The sequence below is a fragment of the Bacillus sp. FSL M7-1020 genome (assembly GCF_038050415.1).
In the GTDB taxonomy this organism is placed as follows: Bacteria; Bacillota; Bacilli; order Bacillales; family Bacillaceae_G; genus Bacillus_A; species Bacillus_A toyonensis.
Window position 1 is genome coordinate 2,564,125 of the sequence record NZ_JBBOTW010000001.1, and the last position, 17,963, is coordinate 2,582,087.

Below are 17,963 nucleotides of genomic sequence, written 5' to 3' on the forward strand. Positions count from 1 at the left end.
AGATAAAATGCCTTTGGTTTCTCCAATCAGCCACTTGTTATAGAATTAACTACATATTATACAAATATTTCCGATGAGTCAACTAGGTTTTAATGAACATTATTTATTTTTAAAGATAGTAGCAGTTTCTATTATAATTTTAGGAAGCAACTCTTGAATGGTATCCGTCAATGTATGAAGAGCTTCTTTTACAAATCCATCTTCAAAGTTTTCTATCGGCTCCGGTAATTCATCCTCATCTAATATGAAATATTCTCCATTTGGAAGTACCATAATATCGATAATTAAATCTTCGAAGGAAACTACTTCTTCTGTTATTTGTGTATTTTTTACGATATTAAAATAGGCACCTACATAATTCCCTTCCTTATCTCTCCATACGTATAAATTGTAAGGACGATCTTCCCAGTAGTATGCAATTGTGTAACTTCCTTTTTGAATAGTTAACTTTGTATCGTGTGCCGTCATTGTAAATGAATACTGGACCTCGTGAAATAACACGATACTTTCCGATTGTTTTTTCAGCAATAAGCAATCGTAATCCACTATTGTCGAATCATACCGAATTTTTCTTTCTGTAATTTCAATTTTTGATGTACGTAATTGATTCATTATTTTGTTCCCCTTATGCTATTTCTATCCTTAATTATATCCATTTATATAGCAATTAAGAAGTATATAGTTGTTTATATTGTTGTCTACAATTACACAATAAAACTCCCTCTTATTTTAGAAGGAGTTTTTCACTATTCATGACTTATAAGTTTTAACCTTTCAGAAATCGCATTATAAAATTTCCGTTCCTCATCAACATTTAAGTGCACACGATTTACTGTTTTAGAAAAACCATATAACACCTGCGCTTTTACTGGCTCTTTTAACGTTATTTCAAAAGTAGCAGGTTCTTTTATGAACTCCATAACAGTTGCATCCAATACCTCTTTCTCTTCTTTTGCTGTTAGTGATTCCCCCTTGTAGAACGTAATATTATCAATTTGTGTAAATGGCAAAACGATTTTCTTTCCTAATCCGATTTGAATCATTACTTGTTTTTCTGTTATGATAATTGGATTTTTACGTATCGCTTGTATTTCAGCTATAAAATAAATCATCGCATATACGTTTAAAATAAGTAAAATCCAAGCTATTACTGGATTCCATTGATGAAGTAAATAATGAAAACCGATACTTTCAATTGCTGTTGCGTGAATTATCATGATATAAACACCTATAGCACCGGTGTTTTTATGGTAAGAATAGGTAAATTCGTCATCTGGTACTTTTGCACGCCAAGATAATAACGCATAATAGATTAGCTTACACTCAGTAAGCATGATATTTATAACCTTACTTCTTTTCATAGTGTCATCAAATGCTGCATCAATTGAATAAGAGAATGAAGAATACTCTTTTTTATGTGCTTTATATTTATTAATTATTTTAGGAAGCATTGTCACGATTTTATATAGAAGGAACAATTGTAAAGCTACAAATGCAATTTCCCTCGTCACTACTATATAAGAAACGAATGAAAAAGCTTGTAAATAGTCGCTTGGAATTATAAATCTCGCAAATATATATCCAGCTATTACGACAGGAAAGATATACGTTAACGAGTATCTTTTTCGAATAATAAAGAAATACGTAATGACTGGAATTACAAACATACAATCTAATAATGACCCAAGCACTACTTCTTTTGGAGCAGCTGGTACAATGGGAAGGGCATACAATAAATAGTTGGATAACATAATGCAAGATACGAGTCCAATCCAAATGCCTTTTCGCCTTCGCGATAGTGTGACACTCATACGTTCACTCCTTTATTTAAACACCTCGTTTAAGTGGTCTTTATAAAATGAAATAGCACGTTCAAATTCTTTTACTTCATCTACTTTCACGACTGTTTCAAGTAATAATTTCATTGCGGATTCATGTTCGTTTACATTATACTTTGCTAATGATAAAAATACTCTCATCGGATCGTTCTCAGGGAATTTCTTTACTCCAGCTTCTAGTACCACAATTGCCTTTTCATACTCTCCAATGCAACGATATGTACTCCCTAAACCGATATAGGCACCGCAAAGGGATTCACCATCAAGTCCATTTGCGATCGCCTGCTCATAATACGGAACTGCTTCTGTTTCTAATCCCATGACATCGTGTATCCATGCACATTGGTACAGTACTTCTGCATCTTTTGTAAAGTTTGTTAATCCTATAAGTATTTCTCTAGACTGCGCATATTTCTTTTCATTTCTAAGTTTAATAGCTTGCTTTAATAAATGTTCCATAGAATCCACTCCTCACCAATTATTCTGCGTATAGCTCTTGATTGGTTTATGCTTCACATTCGTGTAAAAGTAAAATTCCCACTAATTAAAGTTTCGCTTACCCATATACTATGCGGATTCATTCTTATCTAAAAACTTAATTTTACAAAGCAGTAATACGATTACATAATATCTCTAAGCTTTTGACAATTTCTTTCGCTGTTTCATCTTTCCCTTTACATAACTTTCCTTTACCATCTTGTCCAATTACATAGTGTACAGCCCCGCGCGAATATAAAGAATGTGGTGAATTTGCTATCATTACATTCGCCTTTGCTTCTTTCATTCTATTTTTCGCTCTCTCAAACAGTTCTTCTTCACTTAAATCACTTTCAAGCTTAAAACCAACGAGTACTGTTTCCGGATCCCATTGTTTTATTTGCTTCAAAACTTTTGGAGCTTTTTGAAAATGTATAATTGGTGCTATATCACTTGAAATTTTCCCATTCATATTAAGAACATTGCCATCTTGATCACAAATCTTTTCCACAACCCAATCTGATCCAGCCGCTGCCATAATAACCGCATCGACTTTTTCATGCGTAATGATACTTTTCATTTTATCTTGCAAATCAACAATTCCCTCAAATGGATGTAATTCTAATCCTCTATTTACATCGTTCGGTTTCTCAGCGAAATAACCGTGTAAATATATAACGTGTGCCCCTTTAGCTATAAGTTCTTCTGCGATTATTCTTCCAATCGTACCTTTAGCCATATTCGTATGTCCGCGTACTTGATCCCATTTTTCTAAACAACCACCGCTTGTAATTAATACCTTTTTCCCCTTCATTGTAACCATCCCTTACTGATTTTTCTTAAGAAACCATTCTGTTCCAAAGTCAACTATATCACCTTGCTTCATAAGACGGCTCGTTGCATTACCTATTTTCCCCATTGTTACAGTTCCTTTTCGCTCAAACTCTACACCAATTTCCACAAACGTATCTGATTCGTAATCCATTTCAACAAATTCTTTCCATACTCTTTCACCGTTTTCTATAATTGGTGCTCCTACTTTTATTAATTCACATGCACCAGAACGTACTTCAGATAAATGAACAGACGTATTCGAGTCATAGCCAACACCAATTAATAATATGTACCCATCAAAATCGTATATTTTTTTTAATGGTGATTCCTCTCCCAAACTCATCGATAGCGAATGATTCATTGTTATTTCCTCTGCATGTTTCCCCCATGCAGCAAAACTTCCTAATGGATGATTACTTCGTACTACATTCGGGTATGTACGAAAACATTCAACTATTTTCCCCATTCCTCTTGTTGGTGTTATACGTGGATCAAATGCTGGGACGCTATCACGTATAATTTGCCACCAATCTTCAGGTACAGGCGGCCTTGACCAATGTTTCGGATCAGATAAATCCGAAGATTGTGTTGGCATTATAATTGTTCCTTCTTCTGTAACGACTTTCATTAAAGCTTCTACTACTGCAACCACTCCGCCAGATATCCAGCCGATAGAACTTAATGATGAATGAACAATAATTGTCATTCCTTTTTCGACTCCTAGTGCTTTTAAATCGTTTGTAATTGTTTGAATTGTATTCGGAAATTGTGTACTCTCAACTATTTCATTCATTTTCATAACGGTTCCCCCACTAACCACGTATATTAAAATTTAAACTTTTATATAAATATATTATCATATTTTTCTTAATTTTTAACTTGATCGTATTCAATACTACAAAAAAATGGTAGTATTATTACGTAAAAAATAGTTAAATTATGGTATATTCATTTGAATTACTAAAAGAAGGTGAACAAATGAAAAAAATTCTATTTCCTTTTCTACTATTTGGGCTCATTTCTTTACATGCATGTGTTTCTATTAACAATGACTATGAGGGGTATTGGGTATTAGAAAAATCCAGATATAATGAAGGCGGATATGGGCCATTAAATTTATATGAAAAAGCACAAAAAGATCCAACTATGATTCATTACTCAAATGGTAGTATTAGTGAAGGAAAAAGAATGGTGTATGTAGCATTTGGAAAAAAGTATAAAAACGATAAAATTACAGTAAAAGAAGTACAAGACGAAAAAGACACATCTGTTATCGTATTACATATTGAAAAAGATAAAGGGCAAGATGAAAATCCCGTTTTATATATTGGTGTACCAAAACTTAGAAACACTATTAAAATTGTAGATGAAGATGGAAAGAAAATCTTTGAAATGAAGAAAGATGAAAGTGTTACATCACAGCAATAAAAAGTTACCATTTCAATTTACACTTTATAGATAGACGAAAAAGCCCATCAAAAATGAAGTGCACCCCAATTGTTAGACACATAATTAACAATTGGAGGTGCATTTTTTATGGCTAAATTTTCTTCAAAAGATAAAATACAAGCAGTAAAACGATATCTAGAAGGTACGGAAGGCGGAAAAACCATTGCTAATTCTATAGGGGTTCATCCTAGAGAACTTTATCAATGGATTAAACGGTTTGAATTTTCAGGGGAAAAGGCGTTTGAAAAACGCTATACAACTTACTCTCTCGAGTATAAACTAGATGTAATTCATTATATGAATGAAAATGGGACATCTCTGAGAGAAACAGCTGCTTTTTTTAATATTCCTTCTTGCGAAACACTCCGAAAATGGAAAGTAGCTTATGAAACAGAAGGATTAGATGCCCTAAAATCAAAGAAAAAGGGGCGTCTAACCATGGCCAAAGAAAAAGCTAAGCTACAACATTTAAAACAAAACGAAGTATCTCTTGAAGGTTCTATAGAAGCGCTACAAGCAGAGAATGAACGTCTGCGTATGGAAAATGACTATTTAAAAAAGTTGAATGCCTTAGTTCAAAAGAAGAAAACATCACAGACCAAGACAAAGCGCAATTGATTTATGAATTAAGGCATAAATACAAGGTCGTTGACCTTGTGAAAGTCGCTAATATCGCTCGTAGTACGTACTATTACTGGATGAAACAAGCGAAACGTCCAGATAAATATAAGAAAATTAAAGAATTAATTAAAGAGATCTTTAGTGAGAATTTTGGGAGGTATGGTTATCGTCGTATTACATTGGAATTACGTAATCGAGGCCATGCATTAAATCATAAAACCGTTCGACGTTTAATGAATATCCTGGGATTAAAATGTCTTGTTCGATTAAAAAAATATCGTTCATATAAAGGGACTGTCGGGAAATTCGCTCCTAATATTTTAAAACGTAATTTTCACGCATCAAAACCAAATGAAAAATGGGTAACAGATGTGACGGAGTTCCACTTACATGGTAAAAAACTATATCTATCACCCATTTTAGACTTATATAACGGAGAAATTATAGCTTACAATATAGAACATAGACCTGCCTATTCCCTTGTTTCTAAAATGTTGAATAAGGCGTTTCAACGTTTGAATGATAAGGAAACTCCTATTTTACACTCGGATCAAGGTTGGCATTATCAAATGCGACAATATCATCAGTCGCTTAAAAAACATAACGTTATCCAAAGTATGTCCCGTAAGGGAAATTGCTTAGATAATGCAGTCATGGAAAATTTCTTTGGCTTATTAAAGTCTGAATTACTTTATCTTAAAGAGTTTGAAAGTATGGAACAATTTAAGCAAGAACTAGAAACTTATATTCATTACTACAATCACAAAAGAATTAAAACAAAACTAAAAGGATTGTCCCCTGTGCAATACAGAGTTCAATCCTTAGTAGCTGCTTAATATATTTGTCTAATTTTTTGGGTTCAGTTCAAAATGATGGGCTTTTCTTTTCATTTTATCCTTCAATCGTAACCCCAGTAAACATCGATAAGTTTCCCGTTATTTTCTCACCAACTCGTAAAAATAACCCTGCCGCTCTCCCACTAATACAATGTGAGCCAATTAATAATTTACCAGTATACGGACCATCCCATGTATCAATGGTATAGTCAGGCATTTCTATGTATTGCTGATATATTTTCCGTTGTTCAAAGTAATGTTCCGTTTTATCTTCAGCTAATAGTTCATCATTTTCGTATATAGATACGCCCCCACCTTCACGTCCATATAAAGGTTTAGAAACAAATGATTCATTTCTTTCTTTAAATGGCTTATTTGTAAAATATGTTGGTAAGAAGTATTTATTAATAATAACACGCTCTTCTTCTTCAAAGAAAACCGCTTTTTCATAAAGCTTCCAAATTAATGCAAGCACATTTTTATTTTGCATTACGAATGCGGCTGGTGGATTAATAATTTTCACTCTTCCTTGCGCTATATGATTTAAAAACTGCAGACCAATTCTTTTTCCATTTTTATCAACATCTGTAACTAAATATTCAATTGGATACAGTCGATATAAATAATGAATTCGCTTGCCATTTGGCGTATATATTCCATCATCTGTAACTACAATATCTTGAATTCCTATATATTCCGTGGGCTGATTTAGGCAATAACTTCTTAAAAACTGGACTGTTTGATGGTCTTCATCGTGCCAATCATAGCTACTAAAATATATCGTTTCTTCAGGATCAATATTATAGTCATGTTTAATTTGTTCCCATGCCTGTACAATATGCTCCTCAATATGATTCGGGTGATTCACATCGTGATAACGGCACAACACTTCATTTGCAACAGAAGGTTCTAAATATCCTGTTGGTGTATCACAATTCACTTCTATTAATTTAATAACATCACCATTTACAATAAAGTCGAGCCTTGTAAAATAAGAAAACAAACCAGTATGTTTCATTCTCGCAATCTCCCACGTTTCAGGCGGGAATCCGAGCTTTTGAAAATCTTCTGTCGTATGTACAATATATTGATACGTTCTATATAACACATACATTATTTCTTCTGTCGCTTTCGAAATAGCAGTATATGTGTTTACCGACATACGAAACATCCCTGTTGCCATATACTGATTCCACTCTTCATTCTCTAATAGACTCGGCCACGTAAAACCATTCCTACCAGCCTCTTCCGCAAGTGAAAACCATATTTTCATATACTCTTTCTGTTCTTGTTCTGTATACATGTCTCTATTATCCTTTCTCTTTATGATCCGGCCGGCGCTTTTGCGTTCCCAATTCCACTTGAACCAGAATTTACTTTCGGCGTTTGTGTCGTAGATGATTTAGATGTATTTGTATCTGGCGTCACTTTATTTGATGGATTGGGCTGTTGTTTATTTAAATCCACTTTCTTTGAAGAATCGTTGTTGCTAGTAGTTCCGCCGTAATAACCTCCGCCACCGCTGCCACCAGTTCTCCGTTCATCTTTTTCACGATAAGAAAGAACATTGTTTGTATATGGTTTCTTCATTACATTTGGTTTGGCTGTATAGTTCATATTTGAGGTTTTACTTGCTAATAAATATCCTGCTACGAACGGTAATATCGGTAAGTGAGAGTTTTCTTGATACGATGAAAATGATGGATTATTTTCCTTGCATAACTCATCTTTTTCTACATTTTCAGTAGTTGGGGCTTTATCATCACAATTTAATGGTTCTTGTTCGCTCCCTTGTTTCCCACCATCCGTTTTAACAGCGGTATTTTCTTGTTGTACATTTTCTTCTTCATAGTCACCACAACCTGTTAATAAAAAAGATGACACGCCAATTGAAGCAGCGACTTTCAAAAATTTATTTTTTTCCATTCTCATGTGCTATACACCTAATTTCTTTTATCTATATTTTTCCATTTAACTATATTATATAATGCAAATATCACTTTTTACAAACTATACTCAATATGCATATTTATATATTTTCATGCTATTTATTCCCTAAATGAAAATGAAATATTATAATAGCCGAATTGTCTATCTGTACACCTAAATAAAGTGAAAGACGATTTTGTATTATGTCGTCTTTCACTTTATTTATTTTTTATATACTAAACGTCTCAATAAAATTTCTAATGGTCCATTAAGATTATTTTTTTCCATTATTAAAGCTACTATGACAGACGATATCCAAATACATATTGCTATCAATGCAGCAAAAGCGTTACTTACATGCCCTCCTAAATCAAATGCTACTGGTGATAAAAATATAACAAGCAGTGCTTCATTTAAAACAAAAAATGTTAATGAACGTTTTCCTAGAGCGATTAACGCAAGGCTAAAGTACCCTGGATTTTTCAATCTACTCCCTATTATCCCGAAACCTGTTGCATATGCTAATCCTCCAGCAATTCCAGTTAAAATATGGATTCCATTTATCATTCCAGCTGTAAATACAGTTGGATACCATATAGTCCCTATAAAAGATAAAGGCAAAGCACCTATTAAAGAAATTGCTAATCCTATAGTTGTTATAAAATATAATTTTTTTAACTGTTGCTCTGGTTTTATTAATAACTTATATTTAGCAATCCACAAACCAAGAATTACAGAAGGAAGAATTGGGAACATAAAATGGATGAGTACAGGTATAATAGGAAAGAAAAGTAATCGTGTCATTGTAGTACTAAGATACGTGTCTTTTGCCGAAACATCTGGTGAAAAACCATAATCACCTATTGATTGCATATTAAGTCCCCATATTATTGGAATAAAAATGGTATACAATATAGCGATAATTATAAACGTTCGAATTAATGTTTTCATTTTACACTTTAATAGTGGACTAACAAAAATACCCGCTAAACCATAGGCCATAAGAATATCTTGCCCTCCAATTAAGACCGCTAACACAATCCCAAACAGTATTAAATACAAGGAGCGTTTTCTTACTATTTTTACAGCCTGAATTTCATTTTTCCCTTTTGATATTTGCCCTTCAAATGCTAGAACTAAACCGTAGCCTAATAATACGGCAAACATTGCTCTTGCACGGTTATCAATTATGAATATACCAAAAAGATTTACAATTTGATCAAAGAAACTACTGCTTTCCACTCTATGCATAATTCCAGGATCTGCTGCATACAAGTAAAGCGGTGCATGAGCAAGTACGATTAACAGTAGCATAGTGCCTCTTGCTAAATCCAATGAGACTGCACGCTTTTTTTCAATTGTTCTATCATTTATTGATCTATCCATATTTTACTTCCTTCCTTAACATCAAATGAACATTCCAATCTTTCTTAAGTTTTCGTCAAAAACTAAGAAAGATCTTCTATTAAAAATAGAACAGATAAATAAAAAACGAACTATCTCTTCAATTCCTATTCCGGATATTATATTCTCAGATTATTTCAATATGTTTTATTTTTAAAATACAAATGAAATCTTTCTATCCCTGGATATTTTTCTCCTAAACTTTTAACCTTAAAACCAATTTTCTTATAAAATTCTACTGCCTCATTGTCTGTCTCAGCTTCGACATAAGTCAATTGATGCATTCTTACTACTTCCCTTATCATTTGAAACGCAATTCCTGTATGACGATATTCTGGAACGACTGCTATGTGGCATATTCTCGCTTCATTTGCTCCGATTATTTCAATACCTATACAAGCCTTTTTTTCATATTTATATAATCTACCTTTATTGCTTTGATAAAATACTACCGCTTTCTTTAAGCTTGTTTCACTTGGACCGACTGCATACTGTAGCACATTTAAAATTGAATCCCTTCCAATTTGTTCAACACGTTGCAAATTCATATCTTCATCCCTTTCTATGAAAAAAGATTAGCTCTTTATAAAAAAGAGCTAATCTCATTACGCTGTTATCTTTTCTTCTTTTTTCACAACGACCGCCACATAACTATGCAGTATCATTCCGACAATAACGAGACTCATTCCAACCCAAGATAAAGATGATGGAATTGGAGCAGAAAGCCAAATAAGCTCTCCTACTAAAGCAAATAAAACTTCACCGGATTGTGTCGCTTCAACCGTTGCTAGCTTTTGCGGATCATCTTTCACAAGATCTGTCGCAAAGAAAAATAATACTGTCGCGATTAAACCTGAACTAACTGCTACAATAAAACATTGAAAAACTTGGCTACTTGACGGTAATCCACCTGTTGATACTTCGTAACCAGATAGTAAAAACCAAAATGGTAAACTTGCTAATGTCATCCCGAGAACTCGCTGGAATACATCTAATTCCCCTTTACATACTTGCATCATTTTTCGATTTCCAAGTGGGTACGCAAACGCCGCAATGAGAACAGGAACTACACATAAAATGGTTTCACGAATTCCTAAAGAAGAAGCATGTTCTACTTGCATGAGTACAACACCGAATAAAATAATACCCGACATTACTAATTCTTTCATCGGAAGTTTTTTATGTAATGGGTCTACCGCAAAAAATGGTGTTAACAAAATCCCTGCGACTATCGTAATTTGCCATGTTGATGCAACAAGCCACCCTGGTCCAAATGCGCCAGCAAAACTAAGTGGTGCATAAAAAAGACCAAAACCTACAATACTCCATACCAACCATTCTTTCGGATTGTTTTTCATATATTGAAAGAGTTGCTTTAAGTTGCCTCTATACATGACAATAAGTAGTAGCATTGGTACCATAAAGTAATACCGTAATGATGCACTCCAAATCCAACTTCCACCTTCTAAGTCCATCGCCCGGTTTAAAACAAAGGTAAAGGCAAAGAAAAATGATGCCAATATCCCTATTGCAATTGCTTTCATTATAAAACCCCTTGTTTAGTTTCTTCTTAATACTATACAACAAAATGAATATAATTAAAATTCACGCACTTTAACTTACATGTAATCTAGCTCTATATAATTTTCTTAACTGACCAATATGCGCTTGATGATACCGATTATGATCAGCTATATGCCATATGCCCCATCTTATTGTCGCATTTTCGCCCTTTTCATAAAAAACCTCCCGTGTTAAATCATTTTCTGTTAGTTTCATACATTCTTCATAAAGTGAAACTTTAATCAGTGGGGGTTTTGTTCATCCCCCACTGATTATTAGTTTAACCAATCGGGCTGCCCGTTAATGCGGGATAAAACAATTGTTGCACTGCTTCATAATCTTGCATTAACTCTTGTAACGTGTGTTTTCTTAAAACTGGCAGTTCTCCCACTTCATTCAACATAGGCCCATATTTATTTTTTAGTGCAGTGGAACTTCTTCTCCCTTTAAGCGATACACCCAATGTAAATCGACAACTGCTAAATGCTGAAGTAGCTGTCCGATGCTATTTTCATTATTTTCAGACCCTTTAAAAGATAATTCCTTCTCTTCAGTACTTTCTACTAAATTTCGCAATCGTATATATGTATCTCGAACCGTTGCATACAAAATTGCTACTTGCGGATTCATGTTTTTTTCTAAATAAAGATCTTTCATGATAAACTCCGTCCTTTAAAGGAACAGCACCATATGTTCATCATCACTGTACGCACCATTAATCTTTATAGCCCTTTTTTCAATTCCATATGTTTTAAAGCCCATTGATTCGTACAAATTTTTTGCTGGTTCGTTTGTAGATACAACACCTAATGTCAATTGCTCTAGTTGTATATCCCGCGCTCTTTGAATTGCATTTGCAATTAGCTCACGTGCCAACCCGTTTCGTCTGTTTTGTGCGTCTACATACATCGCAACGATATGGCCTTTATGCTTATATGCTACTTTCTCTTCCGTTAGTAAAGTGACTACACCAATTAATTTTTCTTCATTAAACGCGCCAAGTGTACAACTAATAGTAGATGTTAAATTCCCTTCAACTCGCTCAATAGGATTTTCCTGACGAATCGCCTCTTCATAAGTTGTTATAAACGCCTCTGGGTTTACTTGTAATGCTTGTAAACGTAAATCCCAATATTTTTTTGCATCTTCTTTCGTAAGTAATCGAATCATGTATCTCTACCCCTTTTTAATTTACATAATATTTTTATAAACCACTAATTATAGATTGATATTCTTCTTTTAACATACTATAACGATAGCGATGAATGAACTTCTTTTGACGTAACCGATCATTTCTCATTAGTCCTTCACAAACAAAGCCAGCCTTTTCATAACTCTTTCTAGCTTGTAAATTATCCTCATCTACACGTAGCCAAACTTTCTCCAATTCGAAATCAAAGAATCCCAGTTGTAATATACTATATAGAGATGCTATTCCATACCCTGTTCCCCAATACTCTTTATCCCCAATCGTAATTCCTAGTTCCGCATTTTTATTTGTTTTGTCAAAATTTTTAAGGTCTACCCAGCCAATGTGTATATTGTTTTCTGTAACGATAGCCCTTTGTTCATAACCATTCTTTCGACTTATGCATGCTTCAATCCATTTTCTCGTATCTTCACGAGTGAACGGAGGATATTGATCTGGTACGACTAAGTGTTTTGTCACTTCTGTATCTAATGACCATTGATATCGATCTTCTACATCCTCTAGTGTCAATTCCCTTAATTGAACGAATGGTATTTTCATTTTACTATCTCCTTTTTATTTGCCAATAGAAAATCCTTCGAACACTCTTCCTCCGTATAGTTCTAACGTCTTTTCTGTAAAATTAATTAATACATTTTTATCACCGTTTTTATAAAAATGATCAAAAGCCGCTACAAATTGTTCTGCATAATGGTCATCATATCTTCTTAAAACTCTAATAAACCATTTTGAATTTCCAAGCCATTGGCCATTTACTCTTAATACATATTCATGTATTAATTCCGCTAATAAATTAGCAATGAATAGTTCTTCTTCTCTTTTTGATGCACCAATGAAGTCATCCAAAGTATCCGAAATAAAATAGCGCTTCTGTTTCATCGTTTCTTCGGTCCATTTATCTGGTCCTTTAATTAGTAAATCGTTCGCTTCTTTTTTTAATTTCTCAACAATTTCACTTTCCCCTTTTAATACAATTCCTTCTGAAACTAATTGAGGTAGAGAAGGTCGCCCGCGATCACAATCCATTTTAAAAAAGGTTTTATACGTTACAAAATTATGTACAAATACTTCAACGGGCCATCCATTACTATAGAAGGATTCTCTATAACAAGATGACAAACTTTGATCGACTATAACAATATCAAGGTCAGATGTTTTTGTCGCTTCTCCTCGTACAACGCTTCCTCCCAGTAAAGCTACATCACAATTCGGAAATTGTGATGTAATTATGCTTTGTGCCGCTTCAATTGGTTTCATTTTCTTTTCTCCTTCGCTTATTTTACTTTCTTTTTTCTGCTCTTTCTCGAGCCTTTTTTATATACGGTTCTGCATCTGGTGTTTTACATGACGTTGCACCGTGATCAATTTTTACTTTTCCAATTTCACGAGCAATTTCAATTGCTTGTTGCTCTAAAGCTTCATTTCGAATCCCTATCGCAATTAAAGCGCTATTCATTGCTTCTCTTTTTCTATTTTTTTCATTATGTATATGAACTTTAATCTCTTCTAAATACGGCATGAAGAAGTTATCGTCTAACTTTTTATTTTTTATTGCGATATTCGCTAATAATGACCAACCTGCTCTCCCGATCCATTCATCATCAGATTTCGTCCATTCGTCCATTCTTTCTATTGCGATTGGCGACGTACATATAGCTGTCATAAGAACGTCCATTAAACAATAATAATCAACATCCCTAATCCAACTATTCAGCTGTTCTGATGTTACATTCTTCGGTTCTAAAATATACGTTGCTAAAGTCATTGCATCCATATTTTTTGTTTCCCATAATGAAATTGCTAAATCATGATCTTTTTTTATCTTCTTTTTTAATAATTTTAAATTTGCAAAACTGACTCCGAATAGCGGCTCTTTCGCCCCATGATTTTTATACGTTTTTCGATTTTGTTCCGTTCCATATTTCTCTAGTTGCTGCATGACCTCTTCAAGTAGCATTTGTCCACCTCTTTTATGTTTTCTGTTGACTTCATATAGGTATGTACGATATATTCTACATTATTTTTTGATTTTCCTATATTTATTTTTAAAATACGGTATGTGAAATTTTAAATATACTACGCAATCACACCATGAAAAACCTACACATTGTAAACATGCAGGTTTTTCATGGTATCAAATTTCCATAAAATAAGAAATAAACGAAGGAACCACCTTTGGTTCGTTCTCTCAATAATTTATCTCCGCTATATTTTGGCTAAACTCTTTACATCTGACCACTCTTCTATAGAACCTGCATCCGGAAAAACGGTAACTACATTAAAATTCGCACCTTTTTCTTTTCCTAATTGTTTTGCAGCTAATAAGTTTGCTGCCGCAGACGTTCCTATTTTCATACCAGTAGCCTTATAAAAACGGGCCATTTCATACAAGGTTTCTTCATATGAATAAGTCCATTGCTTTTCTATCAAATTGTCTTCCTTTTCTATGAAATGTTGTTTCCGTCCTAGACCGAATCCACCTGATCCTGCATATTTCTTTAAAGCATTTGGCGGTTGTTCAGATCCATATGGTAATTCGGCAGGCATTACTAAATGTAGCTCAACATTTTTTGTATACTTCTTTACTGCTTTATAGACCCCAATTAGAGTTCCACCAGTACCAGCGGATGCTACCCATGCGTGTATTGGTTTTCCGTTCATTTGTGCAATAATTTCTCGGCCTGTTCCTTCTATATGACTTAATAAATTTGCATTATTATAATGTTGGAACAAAAAGTATAACTCTTGTTTTTGTTTGCTAATCTCTATTGTCTTCTCAATTACAGCGTAAAATCCCTTACATTTATCAACTAAGATTACGTTAGCACCATAATATTCGAGTTCATTTAATAGAGATTGACCAGTTGCAGAACTTAACACTAACGTGCATTCAATCCCTAAATAATAACAAAGATAGCCAATTGACCTCGCTAAGCTTCCACCACTATACTCTAAAATATGTTGTTTTTTGTTCGCTTCTTGTAAATATTTATTGATCATTCCAAGTGCTGCTCTATCCTTAATCGATCCTGTAGGGTTGTGCCATTCACATTTAGCATAGATTGAAAGATTCTTCGTTTCTTCGCATTCTAATTTAATGAGAGGGGTATTTCCAACATTTTTAGAAAACTCTTCAAAATGGTTTACTATCATACTTTTATACCTCCGTCATACATCATATTTATAACATTTGTTCTTAGTCAAAATACTTTCTATATTTCAATTACGCTATTAACTATATTTTCCTATAAAAAATCCCTACAAACGTTGTAGGGATTTTTGTCTAAATCATTTTGTTGCACTCTATTACATACGAAAAGAACTTCTTTATTCAAATGCATTCATAAGCACAATTCTCCAGCCATCTGGATCCTCTATTGTAGTACCTTTCTCTATCCAATACGGATTTTCCGGTTCCACCTCATGGTAGCCCATTTCACTTAACCGATTCGCGATTATTTCAATTTCATCTTTATTCGGCATATAAAAAACTAGTAAATTATCTTTTGTCGGTGCTGGGCATGGGCTTCCATTTACATGCGTAGTAAACTCCAAATGGTACTCTTCACCCGGTAATCCAAACATAACCCCGTCATATCCTTCATGATTGTGAAATTCCCCTATACGTTTTAACCCTAATCCTGTTTCGTAAAAACTTATAACTTCTTCAAATTTATCTGTTGGTCTTGCAATTCTAAATTGAACCCAATTCTTCATGCAAATCTCCTCCTTTTCATTTTCCAAAGCTTTATAGTAGCCATTATAAGTTACATATATTTAGTTTAATATCCCTCATTAGTGTGAGAACTGCTTAAGTTGAAAGACCTATTCGTTCATACATAGTAGGACTTTAGTATAAAATTCATATAAACTTAGTTATACAAATATGGAGATAAAATAACGATTTCTTCCATATATATTATTACGTATGAAATAATTCTCCTTGTAGGGCCTTTATATATCGATCAGCAGATCTTTGTACAGCCCTATTCGCATCTTCCATCACAACACCATGAAACGCATTATACAGTCGACTAAATTGGATTCCTTTTACTTTCTCTGCCATTTTTCTAACTTTATTCGCTGGTAATGGGATAAGATTGGGATAACTATACATAAAACTTACCCATTTTCGATCCGAAACTACTTGTATAATATCACCTGATAACAAAATACCTTTCCCCTCATTACCGTCTTTCCAGTGCATAACAGTTCCACCTTTAAAATGGCCACCTAACCGATGCAATGTAAGTTCTTCCGATAATATCAAATGTTCCCCAGACCAAAATTTAATTTGCTTACTCGGGCGGACCACCCATTCTTTATCATCTTCATGAATATAGATAGGTATATGAAATGTTTCCGCCCATTTTACTTGTGTAGAGTAATAATGTGGATGAGAAAGTGCTATTGCTTGAATACCACCTAAATCATATATACGTTGTATCGTTTTATCATCTAAATAACTAATACAATCCCACAAAACATTTAGAGTTTTACTTTGTATTAAAAATGCTGTTTGTCCAATTGCAAACTTAGGTTTAGTAGTAATGCTATACAAACCAGTTTCTTCTTTTATTATTTCATTTTTGTATAAATTGCTATGTTGCATTGTTTCTAATGTTGTCCATGACTGCCCCATTGGATTCATATATTGCCTTTCCTCATTACAAATTTTACAACGCGAAGGTGCCTCTTTATTTTCGGGATACTGAACTCCACATGTCGTGCAAATATAATGAACCATATTCCCACTCCCTTTTTAAATGTAATTGATTCTTTACCAATATTTTAATAAAAAACGAAAATAATTAAATCAATAATTGTGACTAAAATGAAGTCATACGAAAGTACGATTATTCCCCTTCTATTTAAGAATTTAGTCTAAGTACTATATTTTATATTTCTTCTTTCTGGGAAGTTAAATTTTTCAATCATTACATGAAAGAGTAACTCTATACGAAATAAATGAACCTATTCATAGTTTTTGTCACAAGTTTGACACAGTAGTATAAACTAATACACATCTGGGGTATAGTATATTTAAAGTAACGATAAAAAAGAATATTGAATAAATTCTTTTTTAATCGTTACTAGATTACATTTGTAATAACTTAAGGGGAGATTATAATGGAAATCGTTATTATGCTCTATGAAGGGATTACTGCATTAGATGCTATTGGTCCGTACGAAGTATTTGCAGCAGACAGCAATAACAACATAAAGTTTGTTGCTAAAACTACGGGCTTAATTAAATTAGATTCAAAAATGGGCTATTTACATGCCGATTATAATTTTACTGAAGTTAATTCAGCTGATATCCTTATTATTCCTGGATGTCGCCCGCCTAACTTTAAACAACTTATGGAGGACGAAGAAACTCTCAATTGGATTCTCCAAATACATGAAACTACTAAATGGACTACAACTGTATGTACAGGTTCTTTAATCTTAGGTGCTACTGGCCTACTAAATGGTGTTAAAGCCACTAGTCATTGGAGCTCTTTTGACTTGCTTCGTTCTCTCGGGGCTATTCCAACTGAAGAGAGAGTCGTTCGCCATGAAAAAATCATAACAGCAGCTGGTGTATCTGCAGGTATTGATATGGCTCTCCAGTTGATGGCTTGGGAATTCGGAGATGAAAAGAGTAAAGCAGTTCAGCTCATGTTAGAATACGACCCACAGCCTCCTTTTGATACAGGTTCACCAAAAAAAGCATCCGCATCATTATTAGAAGAATTAAATTTGATGCTTGAAGATTTTCATAATAAAGTTTAAAACCTTCCAATTTTTCAAGAATGC

20 protein-coding genes and 1 pseudogene are annotated in these 17,963 nt (G+C 33.7%); 3 read left to right on the top strand and 18 right to left on the bottom strand.

Translation table 11 applies throughout. From position 1 onward, the window contains the following. Positions 1 to 99: 99 nt before the first annotated feature. The 5 genes from MHB70_RS13110 to MHB70_RS13130 form a co-directional block, all read right to left on the bottom strand. Complete coding sequence (locus tag MHB70_RS13110) at positions 100 to 612, bottom strand: DUF402 domain-containing protein (protein ID WP_001072802.1); 513 nt, start codon at positions 610 to 612, stop codon at positions 100 to 102. A 134-nt stretch (positions 613 to 746) separates the two neighbouring features. Then, a complete protein-coding gene (locus MHB70_RS13115) occupies positions 747 to 1,811 on the bottom strand; it encodes a hypothetical protein (protein WP_061529392.1) in 1,065 nt (354 codons plus the stop codon). 12 nt (positions 1,812 to 1,823) lie between these two features. Then, complete coding sequence (locus MHB70_RS13120; RefSeq protein ID WP_000400640.1) at positions 1,824 to 2,297, bottom strand: tetratricopeptide repeat protein; 474 nt, start codon at positions 2,295 to 2,297, stop codon at positions 1,824 to 1,826. A gap of 142 nt (positions 2,298 to 2,439) precedes the next feature. Further along, positions 2,440 to 3,129, bottom strand: coding sequence for a phosphopantothenoylcysteine decarboxylase domain-containing protein (locus MHB70_RS13125; RefSeq protein ID WP_000676697.1), 690 nt, complete (start codon positions 3,127 to 3,129; stop codon positions 2,440 to 2,442). A gap of 12 nt (positions 3,130 to 3,141) precedes the next feature. Further along, positions 3,142 to 3,942 (bottom strand): aminoglycoside N(3)-acetyltransferase, encoded by an 801-nt coding sequence (locus MHB70_RS13130; protein WP_141555875.1) that lies wholly within the window; start codon positions 3,940 to 3,942, stop codon positions 3,142 to 3,144. 185 nt (positions 3,943 to 4,127) lie between these two features. Here MHB70_RS13130 and MHB70_RS13135 point away from each other — a divergent pair, with 185 nt between their 5' ends. Further along, positions 4,128 to 4,577 (top strand): hypothetical protein, encoded by a 450-nt coding sequence (locus MHB70_RS13135; protein WP_016108610.1) that lies wholly within the window; start codon positions 4,128 to 4,130, stop codon positions 4,575 to 4,577. Positions 4,578 to 4,685: 108 nt separating this feature from the next. Next, positions 4,686 to 6,055 (top strand): IS3-like element ISBth167 family transposase gene (locus tag MHB70_RS13140; protein ID WP_284556908.1). Its coding sequence is split into 2 segments (ribosomal slippage): positions 4,686 to 5,151 and positions 5,151 to 6,055, totalling 1,371 coding nucleotides; the frame shifts between segments, so codons are not numbered across the junction. 55 nt (positions 6,056 to 6,110) lie between these two features. Here MHB70_RS13140 and MHB70_RS13145 read toward each other — a convergent pair. The 13 genes and pseudogenes from MHB70_RS13145 to MHB70_RS13205 form a co-directional block, all read right to left on the bottom strand. After that, a complete protein-coding gene (locus MHB70_RS13145) occupies positions 6,111 to 7,358 on the bottom strand; it encodes a glutathionylspermidine synthase family protein (protein WP_000287858.1) in 1,248 nt (415 codons plus the stop codon). Between the two features lie 20 nt (positions 7,359 to 7,378). Continuing rightward, entirely contained in the window at positions 7,379 to 7,987 is a 609-nt protein-coding gene (locus MHB70_RS13150; RefSeq protein WP_001242215.1) for a hypothetical protein, read from the bottom strand. Positions 7,988 to 8,206: 219 nt separating this feature from the next. After that, complete coding sequence (locus MHB70_RS13155; RefSeq protein WP_061529529.1) at positions 8,207 to 9,370, bottom strand: DUF418 domain-containing protein; 1,164 nt, start codon at positions 9,368 to 9,370, stop codon at positions 8,207 to 8,209. 155 nt (positions 9,371 to 9,525) lie between these two features. Further along, a complete protein-coding gene (locus MHB70_RS13160) occupies positions 9,526 to 9,936 on the bottom strand; it encodes a GNAT family N-acetyltransferase (RefSeq protein ID WP_001053326.1) in 411 nt (136 codons plus the stop codon). Positions 9,937 to 9,993: 57 nt separating this feature from the next. Then, positions 9,994 to 10,932, bottom strand: coding sequence for a DMT family transporter (locus tag MHB70_RS13165; RefSeq protein ID WP_000643649.1), 939 nt, complete (start codon positions 10,930 to 10,932; stop codon positions 9,994 to 9,996). A 70-nt stretch (positions 10,933 to 11,002) separates the two neighbouring features. Next, positions 11,003 to 11,608 (bottom strand): annotated as a pseudogene (locus MHB70_RS13170) (DinB family protein). Between the two features lie 15 nt (positions 11,609 to 11,623). Beyond that, complete coding sequence (locus tag MHB70_RS13175) at positions 11,624 to 12,121, bottom strand: GNAT family N-acetyltransferase (RefSeq protein ID WP_000620331.1); 498 nt, start codon at positions 12,119 to 12,121, stop codon at positions 11,624 to 11,626. Between the two features lie 34 nt (positions 12,122 to 12,155). Continuing rightward, on the bottom strand, positions 12,156 to 12,701 hold the full coding sequence (locus MHB70_RS13180; RefSeq protein ID WP_000701132.1) for a GNAT family N-acetyltransferase: 546 nt from the start codon (positions 12,699 to 12,701) through the stop codon (positions 12,156 to 12,158). A 15-nt stretch (positions 12,702 to 12,716) separates the two neighbouring features. Continuing rightward, positions 12,717 to 13,418, bottom strand: a complete 702-nt coding sequence (locus tag MHB70_RS13185) for a nucleotidyltransferase domain-containing protein (protein WP_000802436.1) — start codon at positions 13,416 to 13,418, stop codon at positions 12,717 to 12,719. Positions 13,419 to 13,440: 22 nt separating this feature from the next. Then, positions 13,441 to 14,118: a DNA alkylation repair protein gene (locus tag MHB70_RS13190; protein ID WP_000923467.1), complete on the bottom strand. Its 678-nt coding sequence runs from the start codon at positions 14,116 to 14,118 to the stop codon at positions 13,441 to 13,443. 248 nt (positions 14,119 to 14,366) lie between these two features. Then, positions 14,367 to 15,314 carry a PLP-dependent cysteine synthase family protein gene (locus MHB70_RS13195; RefSeq protein ID WP_000636772.1) on the bottom strand — a complete coding sequence of 316 codons (948 nt, stop codon included), beginning with the start codon at positions 15,312 to 15,314 and terminating at the stop codon, positions 14,367 to 14,369. A 174-nt stretch (positions 15,315 to 15,488) separates the two neighbouring features. Further along, a complete protein-coding gene (locus MHB70_RS13200; RefSeq protein WP_000800673.1) occupies positions 15,489 to 15,878 on the bottom strand; it encodes a VOC family protein in 390 nt (129 codons plus the stop codon). 205 nt (positions 15,879 to 16,083) lie between these two features. Continuing rightward, on the bottom strand, positions 16,084 to 16,908 hold the full coding sequence (locus MHB70_RS13205; protein ID WP_000233816.1) for an MBL fold metallo-hydrolase: 825 nt from the start codon (positions 16,906 to 16,908) through the stop codon (positions 16,084 to 16,086). 383 nt (positions 16,909 to 17,291) lie between these two features. On the opposite strand from MHB70_RS13205, the gene MHB70_RS13210 reads away from it, so the two are divergent. Then, positions 17,292 to 17,939, top strand: coding sequence for a DJ-1/PfpI family protein (locus MHB70_RS13210; RefSeq protein ID WP_061529528.1), 648 nt, complete (start codon positions 17,292 to 17,294; stop codon positions 17,937 to 17,939). Positions 17,940 to 17,963: the final 24 nt, after the last annotated feature.